This is a genomic window from Flavobacterium columnare NBRC 100251 = ATCC 23463 (assembly GCF_002530675.1).
Taxonomy (GTDB): Bacteria; Bacteroidota; Bacteroidia; order Flavobacteriales; family Flavobacteriaceae; genus Flavobacterium; species Flavobacterium columnare.
The window spans coordinates 1-18,408 of sequence record NZ_PCMX01000005.1 but is presented as its reverse complement, the minus strand read 5'-3'; the positions used below and the strand labels follow the sequence as shown (position 1 = coordinate 18,408).

The following is an 18,408-nucleotide window of genomic DNA, read 5'->3' as shown; positions in this document are numbered from 1 at the left end:
ACAAACAATTGTTAATAACCCAACCCAACTAACTAAAAAACAAAACATTAAATACCTAATAAGTTGTTCATATCGTTGTATAACTATACAAAACTCAATAAACAAAATAAAAAATAAAAAGTTTTAAGCCTTATTAACATCCTATCATAACCATCAAATTTTATATTTTTAAAAAATCTTCTTTTTTATTATTTTAATTATTGTTAAAAACTCTTGATTTCTGATAAGCTTTTTTGAATTCAAAAAAGCTTTAAAAAATCTTATCTTGTTAATCTTCATTCTTTAATAGAAATATTTCGTATTTTTCAGCGATATTTAAAAATTGAAGATGAGTAAAAAGCCTAGAAGATTTAGTAAAGGAGTGAGAGACTTTTCAGGAAAAATTTTAAAGTTGCTTTCTAAAGAGCCTAATAAGCCTTTTAACTACAAACAGATTGCAGCTCGTTTAGATGTAGATGATACTAAAAGTCGAAATGAAATTATAAAGGACTTAAAAATTTTGGCTTCTAAAAAAGACATTCTTGAAATAGAACCTGGTAAGTATATTGTTAAGGCACAAAGTCAGGATTATTATGAAGGAATCATAGATATGACGGCTCGTAAAACAGCCTATTTACTTTGTGAAGATTTTGAAGAAGATGTATTTATTCCTTTTGCCAATTTGAATCATGCTTTGCATGGCGATAAGGTAAAAGTGTATGTATATAACCGTCGTAAAGGGAAACGACCTGAGGCTGAAGTGATAGAAGTTATTGAACGTGAGCGAATGGAATTTGTAGGAGTTATTGATGTTCAAAAGAATTTTGCATTTGTAACTACTGCTAATCCAAAGATGTACACCGATATCTTTATTCCTAAAGAAAAAATTGGTGAAGCTAAAGATGGTGATGTCGTTTTAGTAAAAATTGAAGATTGGCCTAAAAAAGCAGATTCCCCTTTTGGAAGTGTTGAAAAAGTATTGGGTCGTCCTGGGGAACATGATACTGAAATTCATGCCATTCTTGCCGAGTATGGTTTGCCTTATGATTTCCCTGTGGAAGTTGAAGCCTATGCTAAAAAGTTAGATACTACTATTCAACCTGAAGAAATTGCCAAGCGTCGTGATATGCGTAACGTATTGACATTCACGATTGACCCTAAAGATGCAAAAGATTTTGATGATGCTCTTTCTTTCCAAGTTTTAGAAAACGGAAACTATGAAATTGGGGTTCATATTGCCGATGTTTCGCACTATGTTCAGGAAGGGACTATCTTAGATGATGAAGCTTTCAAGCGTGCTACTTCGGTATATTTAGTGGACCGTGTGGTGCCTATGTTGCCTGAAGTCTTGAGTAATTTTGCCTGTTCGTTACGTCCGCATGAAGAAAAATATACTTTCTCTGCTGTTTTTGAAATCAATGCAAAAGCGCAAGTGGTGAACCAGTGGTTTGGTCGTACCGTAATTTATTCTGACCAACGTTTTGCTTATGAAGAAGCGCAGCATATCATTGAAACAAAAGGAAATACTATTCCTGCTGAAATTTCATTGACCGAGGAAGCGTACATCGTTCCTGATGCTATCGTTGAAGCGACTTTGAAATTAGATGAATTGGCTAAAATTTTAAGAAGAAACCGTATGAACAACGGTGCTATTTCTTTTGATAAAGTAGAAGTGAAATTCAAATTAGATGAAAACGATGAACCTGTAGGGGTTTATTTTAAAATAGCAAAAGATGCTAATCACTTGATTGAAGAGTTCATGTTGTTAGCTAACAGAAAAGTAGCTGAATTCATTGGTAAACAAAAGAAAACTTTTGTGTATCGTATCCACGATGAACCCGATGAAAACAAGTTGATGAACTTACAAGGCATTATTTCTAAGTTTGGATATTCCTTGAATTTTAAATCAAAAGATACGATTTCTAAATCCTTGAATACTTTGTTAGAAAATGTGGCAGGTAAAAAAGAGCAAAATATGGTGGATACTTTAGCTATCCGAACCATGAGTAAAGCTAAGTATTCTACGGAAAATATTGGACATTATGGATTAGCATTCGATTACTATTCGCATTTTACCTCTCCTATTCGTCGTTACCCTGATGTTATGGTACACCGCTTGTTACAACAATATTTAGATGGAGCTAAAAGTGCCGATGAAGAAACGTATGAAGAAAAATGTATCCATTCATCTAATATGGAAAATAGTGCATCCAATGCTGAACGTGACTCTATCAAATATATGCAGGTAAAATATATGCAAGATCATAAAGACCAAGAGTTTTTAGGCGTTATTTCAGGAGTTACGGAATGGGGTATTTATGTTGAAATTATTGAAAACAGATGTGAAGGAATGATTCGCATTCGTGAAATAAAAGAAGATTATTATACGTTTGATGAAAAGCAATATGCTTTAGTGGGTCAAGTGACTAAAGATTTATTACAGTTGGGAGATGAAGTTTTGGTAAAAGTGAAGAACGCGGATTTAGTAAAAAAACAATTGGATTATCATTTTATTAGAAGAAATTAGTTGAGTATTCATTGTTAAGTAACAGTTAGCAGTTTTTAATTGAAGTATGAAGTTAATTTTTTAAATAGTACAAAATTTTAAATGATAATAAATTTTATAAAGAAAAATATTTCCGTTTTTAACTTATTAGCATTTCTATTTTTTCTATTTATAATTTTTATAAATCCAGAAAGAAAAGTAGCTGGTTGCGGTCAAGGATTTATTTTTTTAGGAAAAATATTTTTTGGCTTTCTTGCGTTAGGTTTGATTGCTTTTGACTTAGTTTTAAAAGCAATCATTAAATCAAGAAGCAAATTAAATCTTGTTGAGTTAGTTATTTTTCTTTTGTTTACATTATTGATTTTTATATAATTATGAAAAAACATATAATAGCCTTTTCGTTATTTGCTGTAAGTATAATGAGTGCACAAACCAGTAAATCTTTGGGAACCATTTCTAAAGTAACGGGATTTGATCAAATAGAAATTCATTTGGTTCCCTCTACTGAAAACAAAATTGAATTAAAAGGAACTAATTCTGAAGCAGTTGAATTAGTTACTAAAGATGGAGAATTGAAAGTTCGTATGCCTTTTGGCAAAATGTTAAAAGGTGATGCGATTACCGCTACAGTGTATTTTAAAGCTTTAGAAGCGGTAGAAGCCAATGAAGGAAGTTTAGTTACTAGCGACGCCACTTTAAAATCAGCTCTGTTTGACATTATTGCGAAAGAAGGTGGTAAAGTTGATATTGTTGTAGAAGCATCGAAAATTAATATCAAAACCAGTAGTGGTGGCGTGGTTACTTTAGGGGGCAAAACTCAAACTATAGATGCTGTTTCAACAGCAGGTGGTATTTTAAATGCTATTAATTGTGAAACACAACAAGCTACAGTTACAGTAAATGCGGGTGGTCAAATAGATATTAAGGCTTATGATGTAGTAGATGCTAAAGCAAGGGCTGGAGGAAATATTACTATTTATGGAAAACCTAAACAAGTAAATGAAAAAACTATTTTCGGTGGAAATATAATTGTACGTAGAGATAAAAGTTAATAGTACACCGTATTGATTAATAGATCTTTTGAAATAAAATTTTCTTAAAATCACTAAAAATTAGATTTTTTAAGAATATAGAATTAAATTGCCAATTCATTCTAGCAATTAATTTATGTTACAATACATTTTAAGTAACGGAATTCCTTTAGGTATCTTCCTGAGCTTTATGATTGGTCCTGTTTTTTTTGTTTTATTAGAAACTAGTATAACAAAAGGATTTAGAGCCGCTTTGTTTTTTGATTTAGGAGTTGTTCTTGGCGATATTTTCTTTATCGGTTTAGCTTATTTAGGTAGTTATCGTTTGATTCAAAGTTTAAAAGATGATCCTGCTTTATTTATTTTTGGAGGGATTGTTATGTTAGCTTATGGCATTATTTCGTATGCCAAATTATACAAAGCCAGTAAAAATATTGAAGAAGATGAAGAAGTTGTAGATTTAATAAAGAAAAACTATATCAGTTTATTCATCAAAGGTTTTCTTTTAAACTTTATTAATATTGGAGTTCTAGGATTTTGGTTATTAATCATCATTACTTTTGGTCCTCGTTTAGAAATGGATAGTTCAAATGTTTTTTGGTTTTTTACAACTGTTATACTTTCTTATTTAACTACAGATGTCTGTAAAATATTAGCTGCAAAACAATTGCGTTCTAAACTAACCCCATCCAATATTATTAAAATCAAAAAAGTCAGTTCTATACTACTAATAATTTTTGGAGCCATATTATTAGCCCAGGGCTGGTTTCCTTCTGATAAACAATTTGTAAAAGATACAATCGAGAAAATAGAAAAAGAGTAATAGAAATATTACTCTTTTTTGTATAACTAAAATTCAAAATACTTATTTTATTTTTGGTAATTTCATACCCAATAAAAACCCCTAATCTAAAATAAACGAATATGAAAAAATTATTACTTCTAATTCTTTTACCCTTTGTGCTTTACAGTCAAAATGATTCTATTACTACTTCTAAACCCAATCTTTCTTTGATAGGATTAAATAAATTAAATATTGTATACAAAGGGATTCCCAATCCAATTTCTGTTCAAGTAAAAGAATCAAAACCTTTTAAAATTAAAGGAGAGGGACTTTTTCAGTCTTCTGATGGCAATTATACCCTTCAACCTAAAAATGGCAAGGAAACTAAAGTATTTGTGGAAATTAACACCTCTGATAGTACAAAAGTAATTGAAGAACATACCTTGAGAGTAAAAGATTTGCCTTTGGCCGCTTTGTTAGTTAATCAAAAAGGATGTATTAATAGTGATTGTGTCTTAGAAATTCCTACCAAAGAATTATTAAATGCAGAAATTACATTCAAATTAATTGATTTTTTATTAGACTATAGTATTACGGTTACAGGATTTCGTCTGCATTTAACTAATATGGCAGGTGAATTCCTAGATAGTTTTGAAATTAAAGGAAATAAAATTCCAGCAGATGTATATGAAGCTATATTAAATAAAGATAAAGCTACATTAATTCAAATTCATAAAATTACTTTTTTATCAGATTTAAATTTAGCTATTTCCAAGACTCCCGTTATAAAAATTAAAAAAATCTAATTTTTTTCAAGAGTATAATACACTATTTTTTAGATAGTTATATTTTTGTAAAATATTTTTCTAAATAAGATGCTAAAAGTAGTTTGTAAATATAAAAAACTGTCTTATATTTGCACTCGCAATACGGAAGTAAAGCGAGATATACTGGAGAAATGGCAGAGTGGTCGAATGCGGCAGTCTTGAAAACTGTTGACTGTAACAGGTCCGGGGGTTCGAATCCCTCTTTCTCCGCAAGCCAAAAGGAAAAAAGGTCTGAGTAATCAGACCTTTTTTATTTTATATAAATTTTTAAATTATCAAGGATTTAGGGATCAAGAACAAAAGGGGATCAAGTCAAAAAATTGTGGGATTGATAATTTAAGTAAATTAAAAAGAAGTTGAAATGCGAGGATATAAAAAAACCTTCCAAAAAATTGAAAGGTTTTGAGGCATCGCCCGGATTCGAACCGGGGTAGACGGTTTTGCAGACCGGTGCCTAGCCGCTCGGCCACGACGCCATTGCGGATGCAAATATAATGAAAAGTTTATATTTTAAAAGAATTCTCGCTAAAAGTTTATCTTTTTTTTGTTATTAAAATAGTAACTTCTTGAACGTCACCACCTATAGGAGGATTAATTTTTGCTACTTCTACCGTAACTTTTTCTACTAATAGCAGTTCATTTAGAGTTCGGTCGATAATTCTTTTGGCTACATGCTCTAAAAGTTCTGATCGAATCGCCATTTCTTCTACTACTATTTTGTTTAAATGTACATAATCTACAGTGTCTACTAATTGATCACTTAGAGCAGATTTTGTTAAATCTGCTTCTATTTCAAGATCTACTCGATAGTTACTACCTATTTTACTTTCTTCTACTAAACAACCATGATAGGAAAAAGTACGTATGTTTTTTAATTTTATAACTCCCATTTTGTTTAAAAGTTTAGGAATTTATAAGTGTATATGATAACGTTTGTCTTCTAAAATTTTTAAACATCTAAACTTATAAACTCTTTTTTCTATCTTTGTCAAAAGTATAAAAATTACCATGTCAAATACTGAAAAATCTTTGAATTTTATAGAACAGATCATTGAAGAAGACTTAAAAAATGGTTTGTTACAAGATAAATTACGTTTCCGTTTTCCACCAGAACCTAATGGTTATTTGCATGTCGGTCATGCCAGTGCTATTTGTTTGAATTTTGGTTTGGGATTAGATTATAACGCACCCGTTAACCTTCGTTTTGATGATACCAATCCTTCTAAAGAAGAACAGGAATATGTAGATGCAATCAAACGAGATGTAGAATGGCTTGGTTTTCAATGGGATAAAGAATGTTATGCTTCTGATTATTTTCAAGAATTATATGACTGGGCTGTTGTTTTAATCAAAAAGGGCAAGGCTTATGTTGATAATTTGTCTTCGGAAGAAATGGCAAAACAAAAAGGTACGCCTACCCAGCCAGGAGTAAATAGTCCAAATCGTGACCGTTCCGTGGAAGAAAATTTAGATTTATTCAACCGTATGAAAAACGGTGAATTTCCTAACGGTTCCTATGTATTACGTGCCAAAATAGACATGGCATCGCCTAATATGTTGATGCGTGATCCTTTGATGTATCGTATCATGCACGAACACCATCATCGTACGGCTAATCAATGGTGTATCTATCCTATGTACGATTGGGCTCATGGTGAAAGTGATTATATAGAACAGATTTCGCATTCGTTCTGTACGCTTGAATTCTTGCCTCACAGAGAGTTGTATGATTGGTTTTTAGATAATATTTATGATAGTTCAAAAACACGTCCAAAACAACGTGAATTTGCTCGTAGAAATTTATCACATACTGTAGTTTCAAAGCGTAAATTGTTGCAATTAGTACAAGAAGGTCATGTAACTGCTTGGGATGATCCTCGAATGAGTACCATTTCAGGAATGCGTCGTCGTGGTTATACACCAGCTTCAATACGTAATTTTGCTAAAACGATTGGTATTGCTAAACGTACGAATTTGATTGATGTTTCTTTATTAGAGTTCTGTGTACGTGAAGATTTAAATAAGACTGCACCACGTGTCATGGCGGTTTTAGATCCTGTAAAATTGGTAATTACGAACTATCCTGAAGGTCAAGAAGAATGGTTAGAAGCTGAAAATAATCCAGAAGAAGAAGTATTGACTTTTAGAAAAGTACCTTTTTCTAAAGTATTATATATTGAAAGAGAGGACTTTAAAGAAGAAGCTGATAAAAAGTTTTTCCGTTTGAAATTAGACGGAGAAGTACGTTTAAAAAATGCGTATATTATTAAAGCGGAGTCTGTTATTAAAGATGAGGCAGGTAATATTATAGAAATTCACGCTACGTATGACGCGGACTCACGTTCAGGAAGTGGCTCAGAAGCTTCTAAACGTAAAGTAAAAGGGACTATTCATTGGGTTTCAGCTAACCATGCTATTGAAGCTGAAGTTCGTGTTTATGATCGTTTATTTACGCATGAAAATCCAGATGGAAACAAAGAAGTTGATTTTAAAGAGTTTATCAATCCAAATTCTTTAGCGGTTATTAAAGGATATTTAGAGCCTAGTTTAGCTTCAGCAAAGGAATTAGAACATTTTCAGTTTCAACGTTTAGGTTACTTCTGTGTAGATAAGGATTCTACTGAAAATCAGCTTGTTTTTAACAAAACAGTTGGTTTAAAAGATACTTGGGCAAAGGTTGAAAGTAAAGAAGAATAGTTAAATAGATATTTATTTTTTAAAGAGCTTAATGATTAAATTGAGCTCTTTTTTTATTACTTTTAATATCATTAATTTAATATGTTGATCTATGAAAAAAATTACTTCTGGCATTTTTTGCCTTTTTATGTATGTACAATCACAAGCAAATATTATTGTTCGTGACATAGCTGATTTTACATTTACACCTAATGCATCTCTTGATATTGATTTTAATAATGATGCAGTTTCAGAGTTTAGTTTTCAAGAAATGGGAGGTTCTGTAGGTAGTTTTTTTAACCCTACAGATGTTAATTTTATTGGTACAGGCACCTTAGCTAGTGGTCATGGTTGGGATATTATTAAATCTTTAGCTCTTGGTTCAACTATCTCAAATACAAGTAGTTTTGATGCGCAAGGCGATGCTTACATTAATCCTAATTGGGCTAATCCAAATGAAAAATTTCCTATAGGAGATTCTTATATTGGATGTTTTTTCAAAATTTCGGGGGTTAAATATTATGGTTGGTTATTAGTTAATAGTACGGCTAATGGAGTTATTACTCTTAAAAGTTATGCTTATAATAATGTGCCAGGTCAGAGTATTAACGTAGGCGAAACTTTAGGTACTGAAAATTTTAAACCTATTTCAGTTAACCATTATCCTAATCCTGCTCAGACAAATGTTTTTGTAGATACTACAGAAAAAATTAAAAAAGTTATTTCTTATGATATTAATGGAAGAACGTTAGAATTGCCTTATTCTTTTTCTTCGATTGATATTAATAAGTTAGAGCAAGGCCATTATTTTTTAGATGTGTTTTTTGAAAACGATAAAAGAAGTATTATGAAAATTATTAAGAATTAGTACTTTTAATAGTTTTTTATTATTATAGGTTTTTTTTATTGTTTTTAAAAATTAATAGATTTTATTTTATTATTTTGGCTTTTATATTTTTAATTTAAGCAATAAAAAAAAATAGATAAGGTGATTTTATTACTATTAGTATAATAGTCTCTTAAAAAGCTTTAAAATAAAAAAGTGGTCATTTGACCACTTTTTTATTTTTTAAATAGTTTCCTCAGAGTTATGATCTCCAAAATTTTCTTTTGGAAACTTTTTATCTTGCTCTTGCTTCTTTTTAGCTCCTAATTTCATAGCTTCTCCTACTTGATTACTTGCTGAAAAACTTGCTACCATATTGTTTAACATATCGGTTGAAGCTTGTGGTGAGTTAGGTAATAAAATTAAGTTAGAGTTGGTGTCACTACCAATAGCTTGTAAAGTATCATAATGTTGAGTTACCACAATAAGTGCGGAGGCTTCTTGTGAATTAATACCCACTTTATTTAATACATCTACGCTTTCTACTAAGCCACGTGCAATTTCACGACGTTGATCTGCAATACCTTGTCCTTGTAAGCGTTTGCTTTCTGCTTCCGCTTTAGCTTTAGCTACGATTCGAATGCGTTGTGCTTCTGCTTCATATTCAGCAGCCGTTTTTTCGCGATCAGCTGCATTAATACGATTCATAGCATTTTTTACTTGTATATCTGGATCAATATCAGTAACTAAGGTATTTATAATGTCATATCCATAAGTAGTCATTGCTTCATTTAATTCGCGTTTTACAGCTACAGCAATATCGTCTTTACGTACAAAAACATCATCTAAAATAAGTTTAGGTACCTCTGCTCGAACTACATCAAATACATAAGAGGTAATTTGATCGTGAGGATATTCTAATTTATAAAAAGCATCGTATACTTTTTCTTGAATTACTTTGAACTGTACTGAAACTTTCATTTTAACAAATACGTTATCTTTTGTTTTAGTTTCAATAACCACATCTAATTGTTGTATTCTTAAATTTACACGTCCAGCTATACGATCAATAATTGGAATTTTAATTTGCAAACCAGATTGTCTAATGCTATTAAATTTACCAAAACGTTCCACAACAACAGCCGTTTGTTGTTTTACAGTGAAGAAGGATGATATTAATAAAATAAATCCAAAGAGGATAAAAAGAATAAATAATGAATTCATAATAAAAAAATTAGTTTGTTAAATATTTATTTATATGTGCCAAGTAAACTTTTGTTACACATATTATTTTAATTTATAAAAGTATAACCCCCAGCATTTGCTGAGGGTTATACTTTTATATACTTGTTATAGCTCTTTTTAAACGTTTAATAGTTTCTTCTTTTCCAAGAATCTCTACAATATCAAATAAATGGGGTCCCATCATTTTTCCTACTAAACTTAATCGGAAGGGTTGCATTACTTTACCCATCCCAATTTCATTAGCTGTCAACCATTCTTTTACTAATGTTTCGATGGTTGCACTTGTAAAATCTGAAATTTCTTCTAAAACCGCAATCAATTGTTTTAATAATTCAGGAGTTTCTTCTTTCCAATTTTTTAAACCTTTTTCATCATAAGATGTAGGGGCTACAAAGAAATAATCAGTTAAATCCCATAAATCAGTTACAAAATTTGCACGTTCTTTGTTTAAGGAAACAATTCTTTCCAAATCTAAGGAAGTTGTAATCCCTCTTTTTTCTAATTCCTTAGCAAAACTATTAGTTAGTGAGTCATCACTTTTCCCTAATAAATACTGATGATTGAACCATTTGTTTTTTTCAGGGTCAAATTTAGCTCCCGATTTATTTACACGCGCTAAATCAAATTTGTTTATTAATTCTTCTAATGAAAAGATTTCTTGTTCTGTACCATCATTCCAACCTAACAAAGCAAGGAAATTTACTACAGCTTCTGGGAAGAAACCATTTTCACGGTACCCCATAGAAGTATTTTCTTCTGTTTTCCATTCTAATGGGAATACGGGGAATCCCATTTTATCACCATCACGTTTGGATAATTTGCCATTGCCTACTGGTTTTAATATTAATGGTAAGTGTGCAAATTCCGGAGCTTCCCAACCAAAAGCATTATATAATAAAATATGTAATGGCAATGAAGGTAACCATTCTTCGCCACGAATAACATGTGAAGTTTCCATTAAATGGTCATCAACAATATTAGCTAAGTGATAAGTAGGCATGCCATCACTTTTAAATAATACTTTATCATCTAATAGGTTAGTATCAAATTTTATATCCCCACGGATAATATCTTTCAATTCTAATATTTGATTAACTGGAGTTTTAAAACGTACAACATAAGCATCACCATTAGCTATGCGTTTTTCTATTTCTTCTTTTGATATAGTTAAGGAGTTATCTAAAGTTTCTCGAACGGTATGATTGTATATAAAAGTTTGACCATTAGTTTCCGTAGATTTTCTTAGTTCATCTAGTTTTTCAGCTGTATCAAAAGCATAATAAGCCCACCCCTTTTCAATTAATTCGTCAGCATATTGTTTATACATTGCCTTACGTTCGCTTTGGCGATAAGGACCAAATTTTTCATTTTTCCCTACCGTTTCATCGGGAGCTATTCCTAACCATTCTAGAGCTTCAAAAATATAAGCTTCTGCTCCAGGAACAAAACGAGTTTGATCTGTATCTTCTATTCGTAGATAGAATGTCCCGTTATGTTTTTTAGCGAATAAATAATTAAATAAGGCTGTTCTTACACCGCCTATATGTAAAGGTCCTGTTGGACTGGGTGCAAAACGCACTCTAACTGGCTTTGACATTTTTTTATTGTTTTTGTTATTTATTACACAAAGCATCATTTTGAGTCTAGTTAAGAGGCAATGTGTTTTACAAAGATACATCATACTCTTTACATATTTGTTTGATTTTGAGTATTGCTATTGTATTTGATAATTTACTAACTTTATGGGTTATAATTAAAGTATTGAATTTTGGAATCAAAACAACTCATATTTGCTAAGTTAGAAAGTTTTATTAAGAAATATTATACCAATGAATTGCTTCGTGGTAGCTTATTTTTTATAGGATTAGGTTTACTCTATTTTTTAATTACCAACTTTATCGAATATTTTCTTTGGTTACAGCCTATTGGAAGAAGTATTTTATTTGGATTGTTTATTCTAGTAGAATGCTTCTTATTAATTCGTTTTATAATCATTCCGTTATTTAAATTATTTAAGTTTAAACAAGGATTGAGTTATGAACAGGCTTCTTTTATAATAGGTAAACATTTTAATGAAGTAAATGATAAATTAGTTAATTTCTTACAGTTAGTAAAAGATGCTAATCAATCTGAATTATTATTAGCTTCTATAGATCAAAAAGCAAAAAGTTTACAACCTATACCTTTTACAAAGGCAATAGATTTTAAAAAGAATAAAAAATACATTCCTTTAGCATTAATTCCTTTTCTGATTATTTTATTTTTTATGATTTCAGGGAAAGAAGAATATTTGGCTCAAGGTATGAATCGTGTTGTTAATTATAATAAACACTTCTCCCCTCCTGCTCCATTTGAATTATATATTAAAGATTCATTGGTAACACAACAAAATAAAGATTTTACTTTAACTGTTTTTTCGAAAGGAAAAGTAAATCCAGACAAAGCAATTATTGTTATTGGTAATGAACAATATTTTATGGAAAATACTGCTCCAGGTACTTTTCAATACACATTTGAAAATCCTTTAGCCGATGCAAAATTTTACATTCAATCAAATGAAGTAATTAGTAAAAACTATCATTTAAAAGTAAATCCTATTCCTGCTATTACTGATTTTCAAATGGTATTAAATTTCCCAAGTTATTTGGGTAAAAAACCTGAATTAATTAGAGGTACAGGTAATGCCATTATTCCAGAAGGGACCACTATAACTTGGACAATTAAGGCTCAATCTACCGAGTTAGTTCAGATGAATATAAATAAGTATTTGAGTAACTTCAATTGGCAGAATAATAGTTTTATCTTAGTTAAAAGAATCAATCAAAATTCAGATTATCAAATAGTTACTTCAAATAAATCAGTTAAAAACTTCGAAAAATTAACTTATTCTTTAAATGTTATTAAAGACCAATACCCAACTATTAAAATTGATAACACACCTGATAGTTTACATATTTCTAAACCTTACGTAGTAGGTCAAATTGCAGATGATTACGGGTTTCATCGTTTGAGTATTATCTATTTCCCTAAAGGTAAAGTACATGAGGCAAAACGAGGGATTTTATCTTTTAAACAAGGTGTATATGATAAATTTGTTTTTAGCTTTCCTAGTTCTCTTCCTATTAAAGCAGGAGTTCAGTATGAATATTATTTTGAAATTTCAGATAATGATGCTTTAAATGGTTTTAAGATTTCTAAGTCTTCTGTTTTTTCTCACCGTGAATCAACAGAGCAAGAAAAACAAGAAGAATTTTTACAACAACAAAATGATCATATTAATAGTCTTTCAAAATCTTTAAAATTGCAAGACAAACAACAATCAGAATTAGAAAAACTGCAACAAATAGGTAAAGAAAAAAAAGAATTAGATTATAAAGAACAACAGAAAGTAAATGATTTTATCAAACGTCAAAAGCAACAAGAAGAAGTATTAAAAAATTACGCTGAAAAAATAAAAGAAAATTTAGATCAATTTAAACCCACTTCTAAAGATCCTAAAAAAGAAGAATTAGAAAAACGTTTAGATAATGTTCAAAAAGATTTAGATAAAAACAAAAAATTGTTAGATGAATTAAAAGAACTAAACGAAAAATTACAGCATGAAGAGTTATTTGATAAGATAGAAAAATTTCAGCAAAAATCTAAGAATCAATCTAAAAGTTTAGAGCAGTTAGTAGAATTGACGAAGCGTTATTATATTGAACAAAAAGCAAAACAACTGGTAGATAAATTAGAAAAATTGGCTGATAAACAAGAACAATTATCTACTAATAAAGACAATAATGAAAAACAACAAGAAGAGTTAAATTCTTCTTTTGATCGTTTACAAAAAGAATTAAACGATTTGGATAAGGAAAATAAAGAGTTAAAAAAACCTCTTTCAATTCCTTCTGATAATGAAAAACAAAAGAGTATTGATACAGATATGAAGGGTGCAAGTAATGAGTTAAAAGCTAAAAATAATTCTAAGGCTAGTGCTAAACAAAAAAGTGCTTCGCGTAAAATGCGTCAGATGGCACAATCAATTGAGAAGGATATGCAAGGTGGTGATAAAGAACAAATGAGTGAGGATATAAAAATGCTTAGACAAATTGTAGACAACCTACTTGAATTTTCTTTTTCAGAAGAAAAGTTAATGAATAATTTTAAAAGTATTAATGGTTCATCTTCTTCATTTTCTAAACACATTAAGACACAGCAAGATTTGAAAAATCAATTCAAACATGTAGACGATAGTCTATTTGCCCTGTCATTACGTAATCCTAAAATTGGAGAAAAAGTGACTAAAGAAGTGGGAACTATTTATTACAACTTAGATAAATCCATAGATTATTTTACAGAAAATCAAATATCGCGTGGAGTATCTAGTCAACAATATACGTTTACTGGTGCCAATAATTTAGCTAATTTATTAGCCGATGTTTTAGATAATATGCAAATGTCTATGTCAGGATCAGGATCAGGGCAAGGGACTCCTAGTCCTGGAAAAGGACAAGGATCAGGTATGCAATTACCAGATATTATTATGAAACAAGAGGAGTTGATGAAAAAGATGGGAAAAGGTAAATCACAAAAACCTAGCTCTTCTGGATCCTCTGGTAATGGCGAAGGTGAAGGGAAAGAAGCAGGAGGTAACAAGTCAGGTACTCAAGGAAATTCAAATTCTAAAGGAGGAAATTCAAAACAAAATAATTCAGGTGAAAATGGTGAAGGGAATGCAAAAGATATTATAGATGTTCTAAAAGAGCAGCAACAATTACGAGATGCTTTAGAAAAAGAATTAAACAAACAAGGTTTAGGAGTACAAGGACAGAATGCTATAGATCAAATGAAACAGCTAGAAAAACAATTAATAACTAAAGGATTCAATCAACAGTTAGTACAAAAAGCATTGCAATTAAAATACGAACTATTAAAATTACAGGAAGCAGCACAAGAACAAAACCAAGATAATAAAAGAGAAGGGATTACTAATAAAAGAGAATTTCAAAACACCTCTTCTACCCTACCGCAAAAGTTACAAGAATATTTAAATAGTATAGAAATATTAAATAGACAAAGCTTACCTTTGCGCTCGCAATTTAATAAACGTATTCAAGAATATTTTAAACAAAATGATAAATTATAATTACGAAACTAATTTCTTGTTAGAGAATGAGATAGGTTATACTGAGTGGATTGAATCTGTTGTAAAATCTGAGGATAAGGAGTTAAACGAAATTAATTACATCTTCTGTGATGATGAATATTTATTACAAATTAATAAGCAATATTTAGATCATGATTACTATACAGATGTTATAAGTTTTGATTACACAGAAGAAGGCTTAATTGCTGGTGATATTTTTATATCTATTGACCGTGTAAAAGAAAATGCTAGTAGTTTAGGTGTTTCTTTTGAAGAAGAATTAAAGAGAGTTATTATTCATGGAGTATTGCACTATTGTGGATACAAAGACAAGAGTTCGGAAGAAGAAAAAATGATGCGATTAAAAGAAGATGAGAAAATAAAAATGTTTCACGTGAAACATGATTAACGGCTTTAGTTCCACGTGAAACAAATTTTATTTGTTTCACGTGGAACTTTTTCTTTCTTTAAACTGTTTCACGTGAAACAGTTTAAAGAAAGAAAAAGTTATATGTAAAAGTAATTATTTTAAAGATATATAATGTTTGTAGAAAATTATGATGTAATTGTGGTAGGGGCTGGACATGCTGGTTGTGAGGCTGCAGCTGCAGCTGCTAATTTAGGTTCTAAGACTTTGTTGGTTACAATGAGTCTTCAGAATATAGCACAGATGTCATGTAATCCAGCTATGGGTGGAATTGCAAAAGGACAAATCGTTCGTGAAATTGATGCTTTAGGAGGGTATTCTGGTATAGTGTCTGATAAGACAGCAATTCAGTTTAAAATGCTAAATCAATCAAAAGGACCCGCAATGTGGTCTCCGCGTTGTCAGAGTGATCGTATGCGTTTTTCAGAAGAATGGCGTTTAATGTTAGAGCAAACACCTAATCTTGATTTTTATCAAGAAATGGTTGTTGGTTTGATTACTGAAAAAGAACGTGTGATAGGGGTTAAAACTGCTATAGGATTATCTATTTACGCTAAGACAGTTGTTCTAACAAATGGTACTTTTTTAAATGGTTTGATTCATATTGGTGAGAAACAATTTGGGGGTGGTAGAGCTGGTGAAAGTGCTTCTTATGGTATAACCGAAGATTTAGTTCGTTTAGGGTTACAAGCCGGTCGTATGAAAACAGGTACACCGCCTCGTGTAGATGGTCGTTCTTTAGATTATTCTAAAATGCGTGTAGAACCAGGAGATTTAAATCCAGCTAAGTTTTCTTTTTCCGATTCTACAAAGTCTTTGGTAAAACAGCGTGATTGTTATATGACTTACACCTCTCCTTTAGTGCATGAATTGTTGCGTGAAGGTTTTGATCGATCTCCTATGTTTAATGGTAGAATTAAATCTTTAGGTCCTCGTTATTGCCCATCTATAGAAGATAAAATTAACCGTTTTGCCGATAAAGATCGCCATCAACTTTTTGTTGAACCAGAAGGATGGAATACTGTTGAAGTTTACGTAAATGGATTTTCTACTTCCCTTCCTGAGGATGTTCAGTTTAAAGCTTTGCGTTCAGTAGAAGGTTTTGAAAAGGTAAAATTTTTTAGAGCAGGGTATGCAATAGAATATGATTACTTCCCTCCTACCCAATTAAAACATACTCTAGAAACGAAAATAATTTCTGGTTTGTATTTTGCAGGACAAATAAATGGTACTACAGGATATGAAGAAGCAGCTTCTCAAGGTTTAATGGCGGGTATAAATGCTGCTTTAAAAGCGCAAGAACGTGAAGAATTTACCTTAAAAAGAGACGAAGCCTATATAGGAGTATTAATAGATGACTTAATAACGAAAGGTACAGAAGAACCTTATCGTATGTTTACATCTCGTGCAGAATATAGAACCTTACTTCGTCAAGATAATGCTGATTATCGTTTGACACCTAAATCACACGCAATAGGTCTGGCAAGTTCAGAACGATTAAAACGAATGGAATATAAATTTAATGAAGCTGAAAAAATGGTTGCTTTTTTTAGAGAAACATCAGTTTCAATAAAAGAAGCAAATCCTGTTTTAGAAGCTAAGCTAAGTTCTCCTATTACCCAAGGAGATAAAATGTTTAAGATTTTTTCTCGCCCTCAAATAGAAATGGAGGATATGATGAAATTTGAAAAAGTTAAAGATTATGTAGCTTCTAATAATTTAGATCAAGAAGTTATAGAACAATCAGAAATACAAGTTAAATATTCAGGCTATATAGAAAAAGAACGTGCTAATGCTGAAAAATTGCATCGTTTAGAAAATATCCGTATTCCTGATAATTTTGATTACGATCAATTAAAATCTTTGTCCTACGAAGCACGTGAAAAACTAAAAAAAATACGTCCAGTTACTATATCGCAAGCATCACGTATTAGCGGTGTATCCCCTAATGATATTTCTGTTATGTTAGTTTACATGGGGAGATAACCTTTTAAAGATTTAAAATAAAAGAATATTTTGTTTCACGTGGAACTTTCTTGAAAACTAAATATTCTTTTTTAAACCAAAGTTTTATTATACAAATGAATTTTTCAGAACAAAATAGTTACATAAAAGTAAAAGACCATTCCGTTTCTAATGAAAATTTTAATTTATTATTAGATCCTGAAACGGAATTATTAAAAACACATCCTCAACCCTCTTTAGAGCGTTTAGGATTTTATTATGAAAGCGAAGACTATATTTCGCATACAGATGGTAAACGTTCTTTATTTGAACGTTTATACCATTTAGTGAAATCGTATGCTTTAATAAAGAAAGTAGCTTTAGTTAGTAGCATTCATAAAACAAAAGGAGTTCTTCTGGATATAGGTGCTGGAACAGGTGATTTTTTAGTTACTGCAAAAAATGCAGGTTGGATAACAAAAGGATTTGAACCTAATACCAACGCTCGAAATTTAGCTTTATCAAAAGGAATAGAATTAGTAGATGCTACCCAATCAATATCCGATTATTCTGTAGATCTTATTACAATGTGGCATGTTTTAGAACATGTACCTAATTTAGAAGAACAAATTCAAGAATTAAAACGTTTATTAAAACCCAATGGAACTTTAGTAATTGCTGTTCCTAATTACAAATCCTATGATGCAGAATATTATGGGGAATATTGGGCAGCTTATGACGCACCTAGACATTTATGGCATTTTTCTAAAAAAAGCATAGAAAAATTATTTGGTCAAACTAAAATGAAGGTTATTCAAATTCACCCTATGATTTTTGATAGTTTTTATGTTTCACTTTTATCTGAGAAATATAAAACAGGTAAAATGAATTTTTTAAAAGCTTTTTGGATTGGATTAAAATCAAATATTAAGGCTGGTGCTAAAAAAGAATTTTCCTCTCATATTTACATCGTAAAAAACAACAATTAATTAAATCAAATAATTTGGTATAGAAAAGCGAATCAATTGATTCGCT

Annotated in this window: 13 protein-coding genes and 2 tRNA genes; 11 read left to right on the top strand and 4 right to left on the bottom strand. The window is 30.6% G+C overall.

Annotated features, from left to right (window positions below; all coding sequences use genetic code 11):
- Positions 1–328 precede the first annotated feature (328 nt).
- The 5 genes from rnr (at position 329) to B0A78_RS00995 (ending at position 5,337) form a co-directional block, all read left to right on the top strand.
- Entirely contained in the window at positions 329–2,506 is a 2,178-nt protein-coding gene (rnr, locus tag B0A78_RS01020; RefSeq protein ID WP_065213906.1) for a ribonuclease R, read from the top strand.
- Between the two features lie 353 nt (positions 2,507–2,859).
- Positions 2,860–3,537 (top strand): head GIN domain-containing protein, encoded by a 678-nt coding sequence (locus B0A78_RS01010; protein ID WP_097609295.1) that lies wholly within the window; start codon positions 2,860–2,862, stop codon positions 3,535–3,537.
- A gap of 115 nt (positions 3,538–3,652) precedes the next feature.
- Positions 3,653–4,339 carry a LysE family translocator gene (locus B0A78_RS01005; RefSeq protein ID WP_014165837.1) on the top strand — a complete coding sequence of 229 codons (687 nt, stop codon included), beginning with the start codon at positions 3,653–3,655 and terminating at the stop codon, positions 4,337–4,339.
- A gap of 101 nt (positions 4,340–4,440) precedes the next feature.
- Positions 4,441–5,106, top strand: coding sequence for a GldM family protein (locus tag B0A78_RS01000; RefSeq protein ID WP_014165838.1), 666 nt, complete (start codon positions 4,441–4,443; stop codon positions 5,104–5,106).
- 146 nt (positions 5,107–5,252) lie between these two features.
- Positions 5,253–5,337: transfer RNA gene (locus B0A78_RS00995), tRNA-Ser, on the top strand.
- 195 nt (positions 5,338–5,532) lie between these two features.
- On the opposite strand, the gene B0A78_RS00990 is transcribed toward B0A78_RS00995, so the two are convergent.
- A tRNA-Cys gene (locus tag B0A78_RS00990) sits at positions 5,533–5,603 on the bottom strand.
- Between the two features lie 57 nt (positions 5,604–5,660).
- Positions 5,661–6,017, bottom strand: coding sequence for a dihydroneopterin aldolase (gene folB / locus B0A78_RS00985; protein WP_065212844.1), 357 nt, complete (start codon positions 6,015–6,017; stop codon positions 5,661–5,663).
- A gap of 118 nt (positions 6,018–6,135) precedes the next feature.
- Between folB and B0A78_RS00980 the strand changes: the two genes are divergently transcribed.
- Both B0A78_RS00980 and B0A78_RS00975 read left to right on the top strand, forming a co-directional pair.
- A complete protein-coding gene (locus B0A78_RS00980) occupies positions 6,136–7,824 on the top strand; it encodes a glutamine--tRNA ligase/YqeY domain fusion protein (protein ID WP_014165840.1) in 1,689 nt (562 codons plus the stop codon).
- Between the two features lie 91 nt (positions 7,825–7,915).
- A complete protein-coding gene (locus B0A78_RS00975; RefSeq protein WP_097609294.1) occupies positions 7,916–8,671 on the top strand; it encodes a T9SS type A sorting domain-containing protein in 756 nt (251 codons plus the stop codon).
- A gap of 201 nt (positions 8,672–8,872) precedes the next feature.
- Here B0A78_RS00975 and B0A78_RS00970 read toward each other — a convergent pair whose 3' ends face one another.
- Together B0A78_RS00970 and gltX are read right to left on the bottom strand one after the other, a co-directional pair.
- Positions 8,873–9,853 (bottom strand): SPFH domain-containing protein, encoded by a 981-nt coding sequence (locus B0A78_RS00970; RefSeq protein ID WP_014165843.1) that lies wholly within the window; start codon positions 9,851–9,853, stop codon positions 8,873–8,875.
- A 115-nt stretch (positions 9,854–9,968) separates the two neighbouring features.
- Entirely contained in the window at positions 9,969–11,471 is a 1,503-nt protein-coding gene (gene gltX, locus B0A78_RS00965) for a glutamate--tRNA ligase (protein ID WP_065213907.1), read from the bottom strand.
- A 171-nt stretch (positions 11,472–11,642) separates the two neighbouring features.
- Here gltX and B0A78_RS00960 point away from each other — a divergent pair, with 171 nt between their 5' ends.
- The 4 genes from B0A78_RS00960 (at position 11,643) to B0A78_RS00945 (ending at position 18,362) form a co-directional block, all read left to right on the top strand.
- Positions 11,643–15,002, top strand: a complete 3,360-nt coding sequence (locus tag B0A78_RS00960; protein ID WP_065212846.1) for a DUF4175 family protein — start codon at positions 11,643–11,645, stop codon at positions 15,000–15,002.
- Positions 14,989–15,411, top strand: coding sequence for an rRNA maturation RNase YbeY (gene ybeY, locus B0A78_RS00955; RefSeq protein WP_014165846.1), 423 nt, complete (start codon positions 14,989–14,991; stop codon positions 15,409–15,411). The genes B0A78_RS00960 and ybeY overlap by 14 nt, the downstream gene beginning before the upstream one ends.
- A 132-nt stretch (positions 15,412–15,543) precedes the next feature.
- On the top strand, positions 15,544–17,415 hold the full coding sequence (gene mnmG / locus B0A78_RS00950; protein ID WP_097609293.1) for a tRNA uridine-5-carboxymethylaminomethyl(34) synthesis enzyme MnmG: 1,872 nt from the start codon (positions 15,544–15,546) through the stop codon (positions 17,413–17,415).
- A gap of 95 nt (positions 17,416–17,510) precedes the next feature.
- Positions 17,511–18,362 carry a class I SAM-dependent methyltransferase gene (locus B0A78_RS00945; RefSeq protein WP_097609303.1) on the top strand — a complete coding sequence of 284 codons (852 nt, stop codon included), beginning with the start codon at positions 17,511–17,513 and terminating at the stop codon, positions 18,360–18,362.
- Positions 18,363–18,408: the final 46 nt, after the last annotated feature.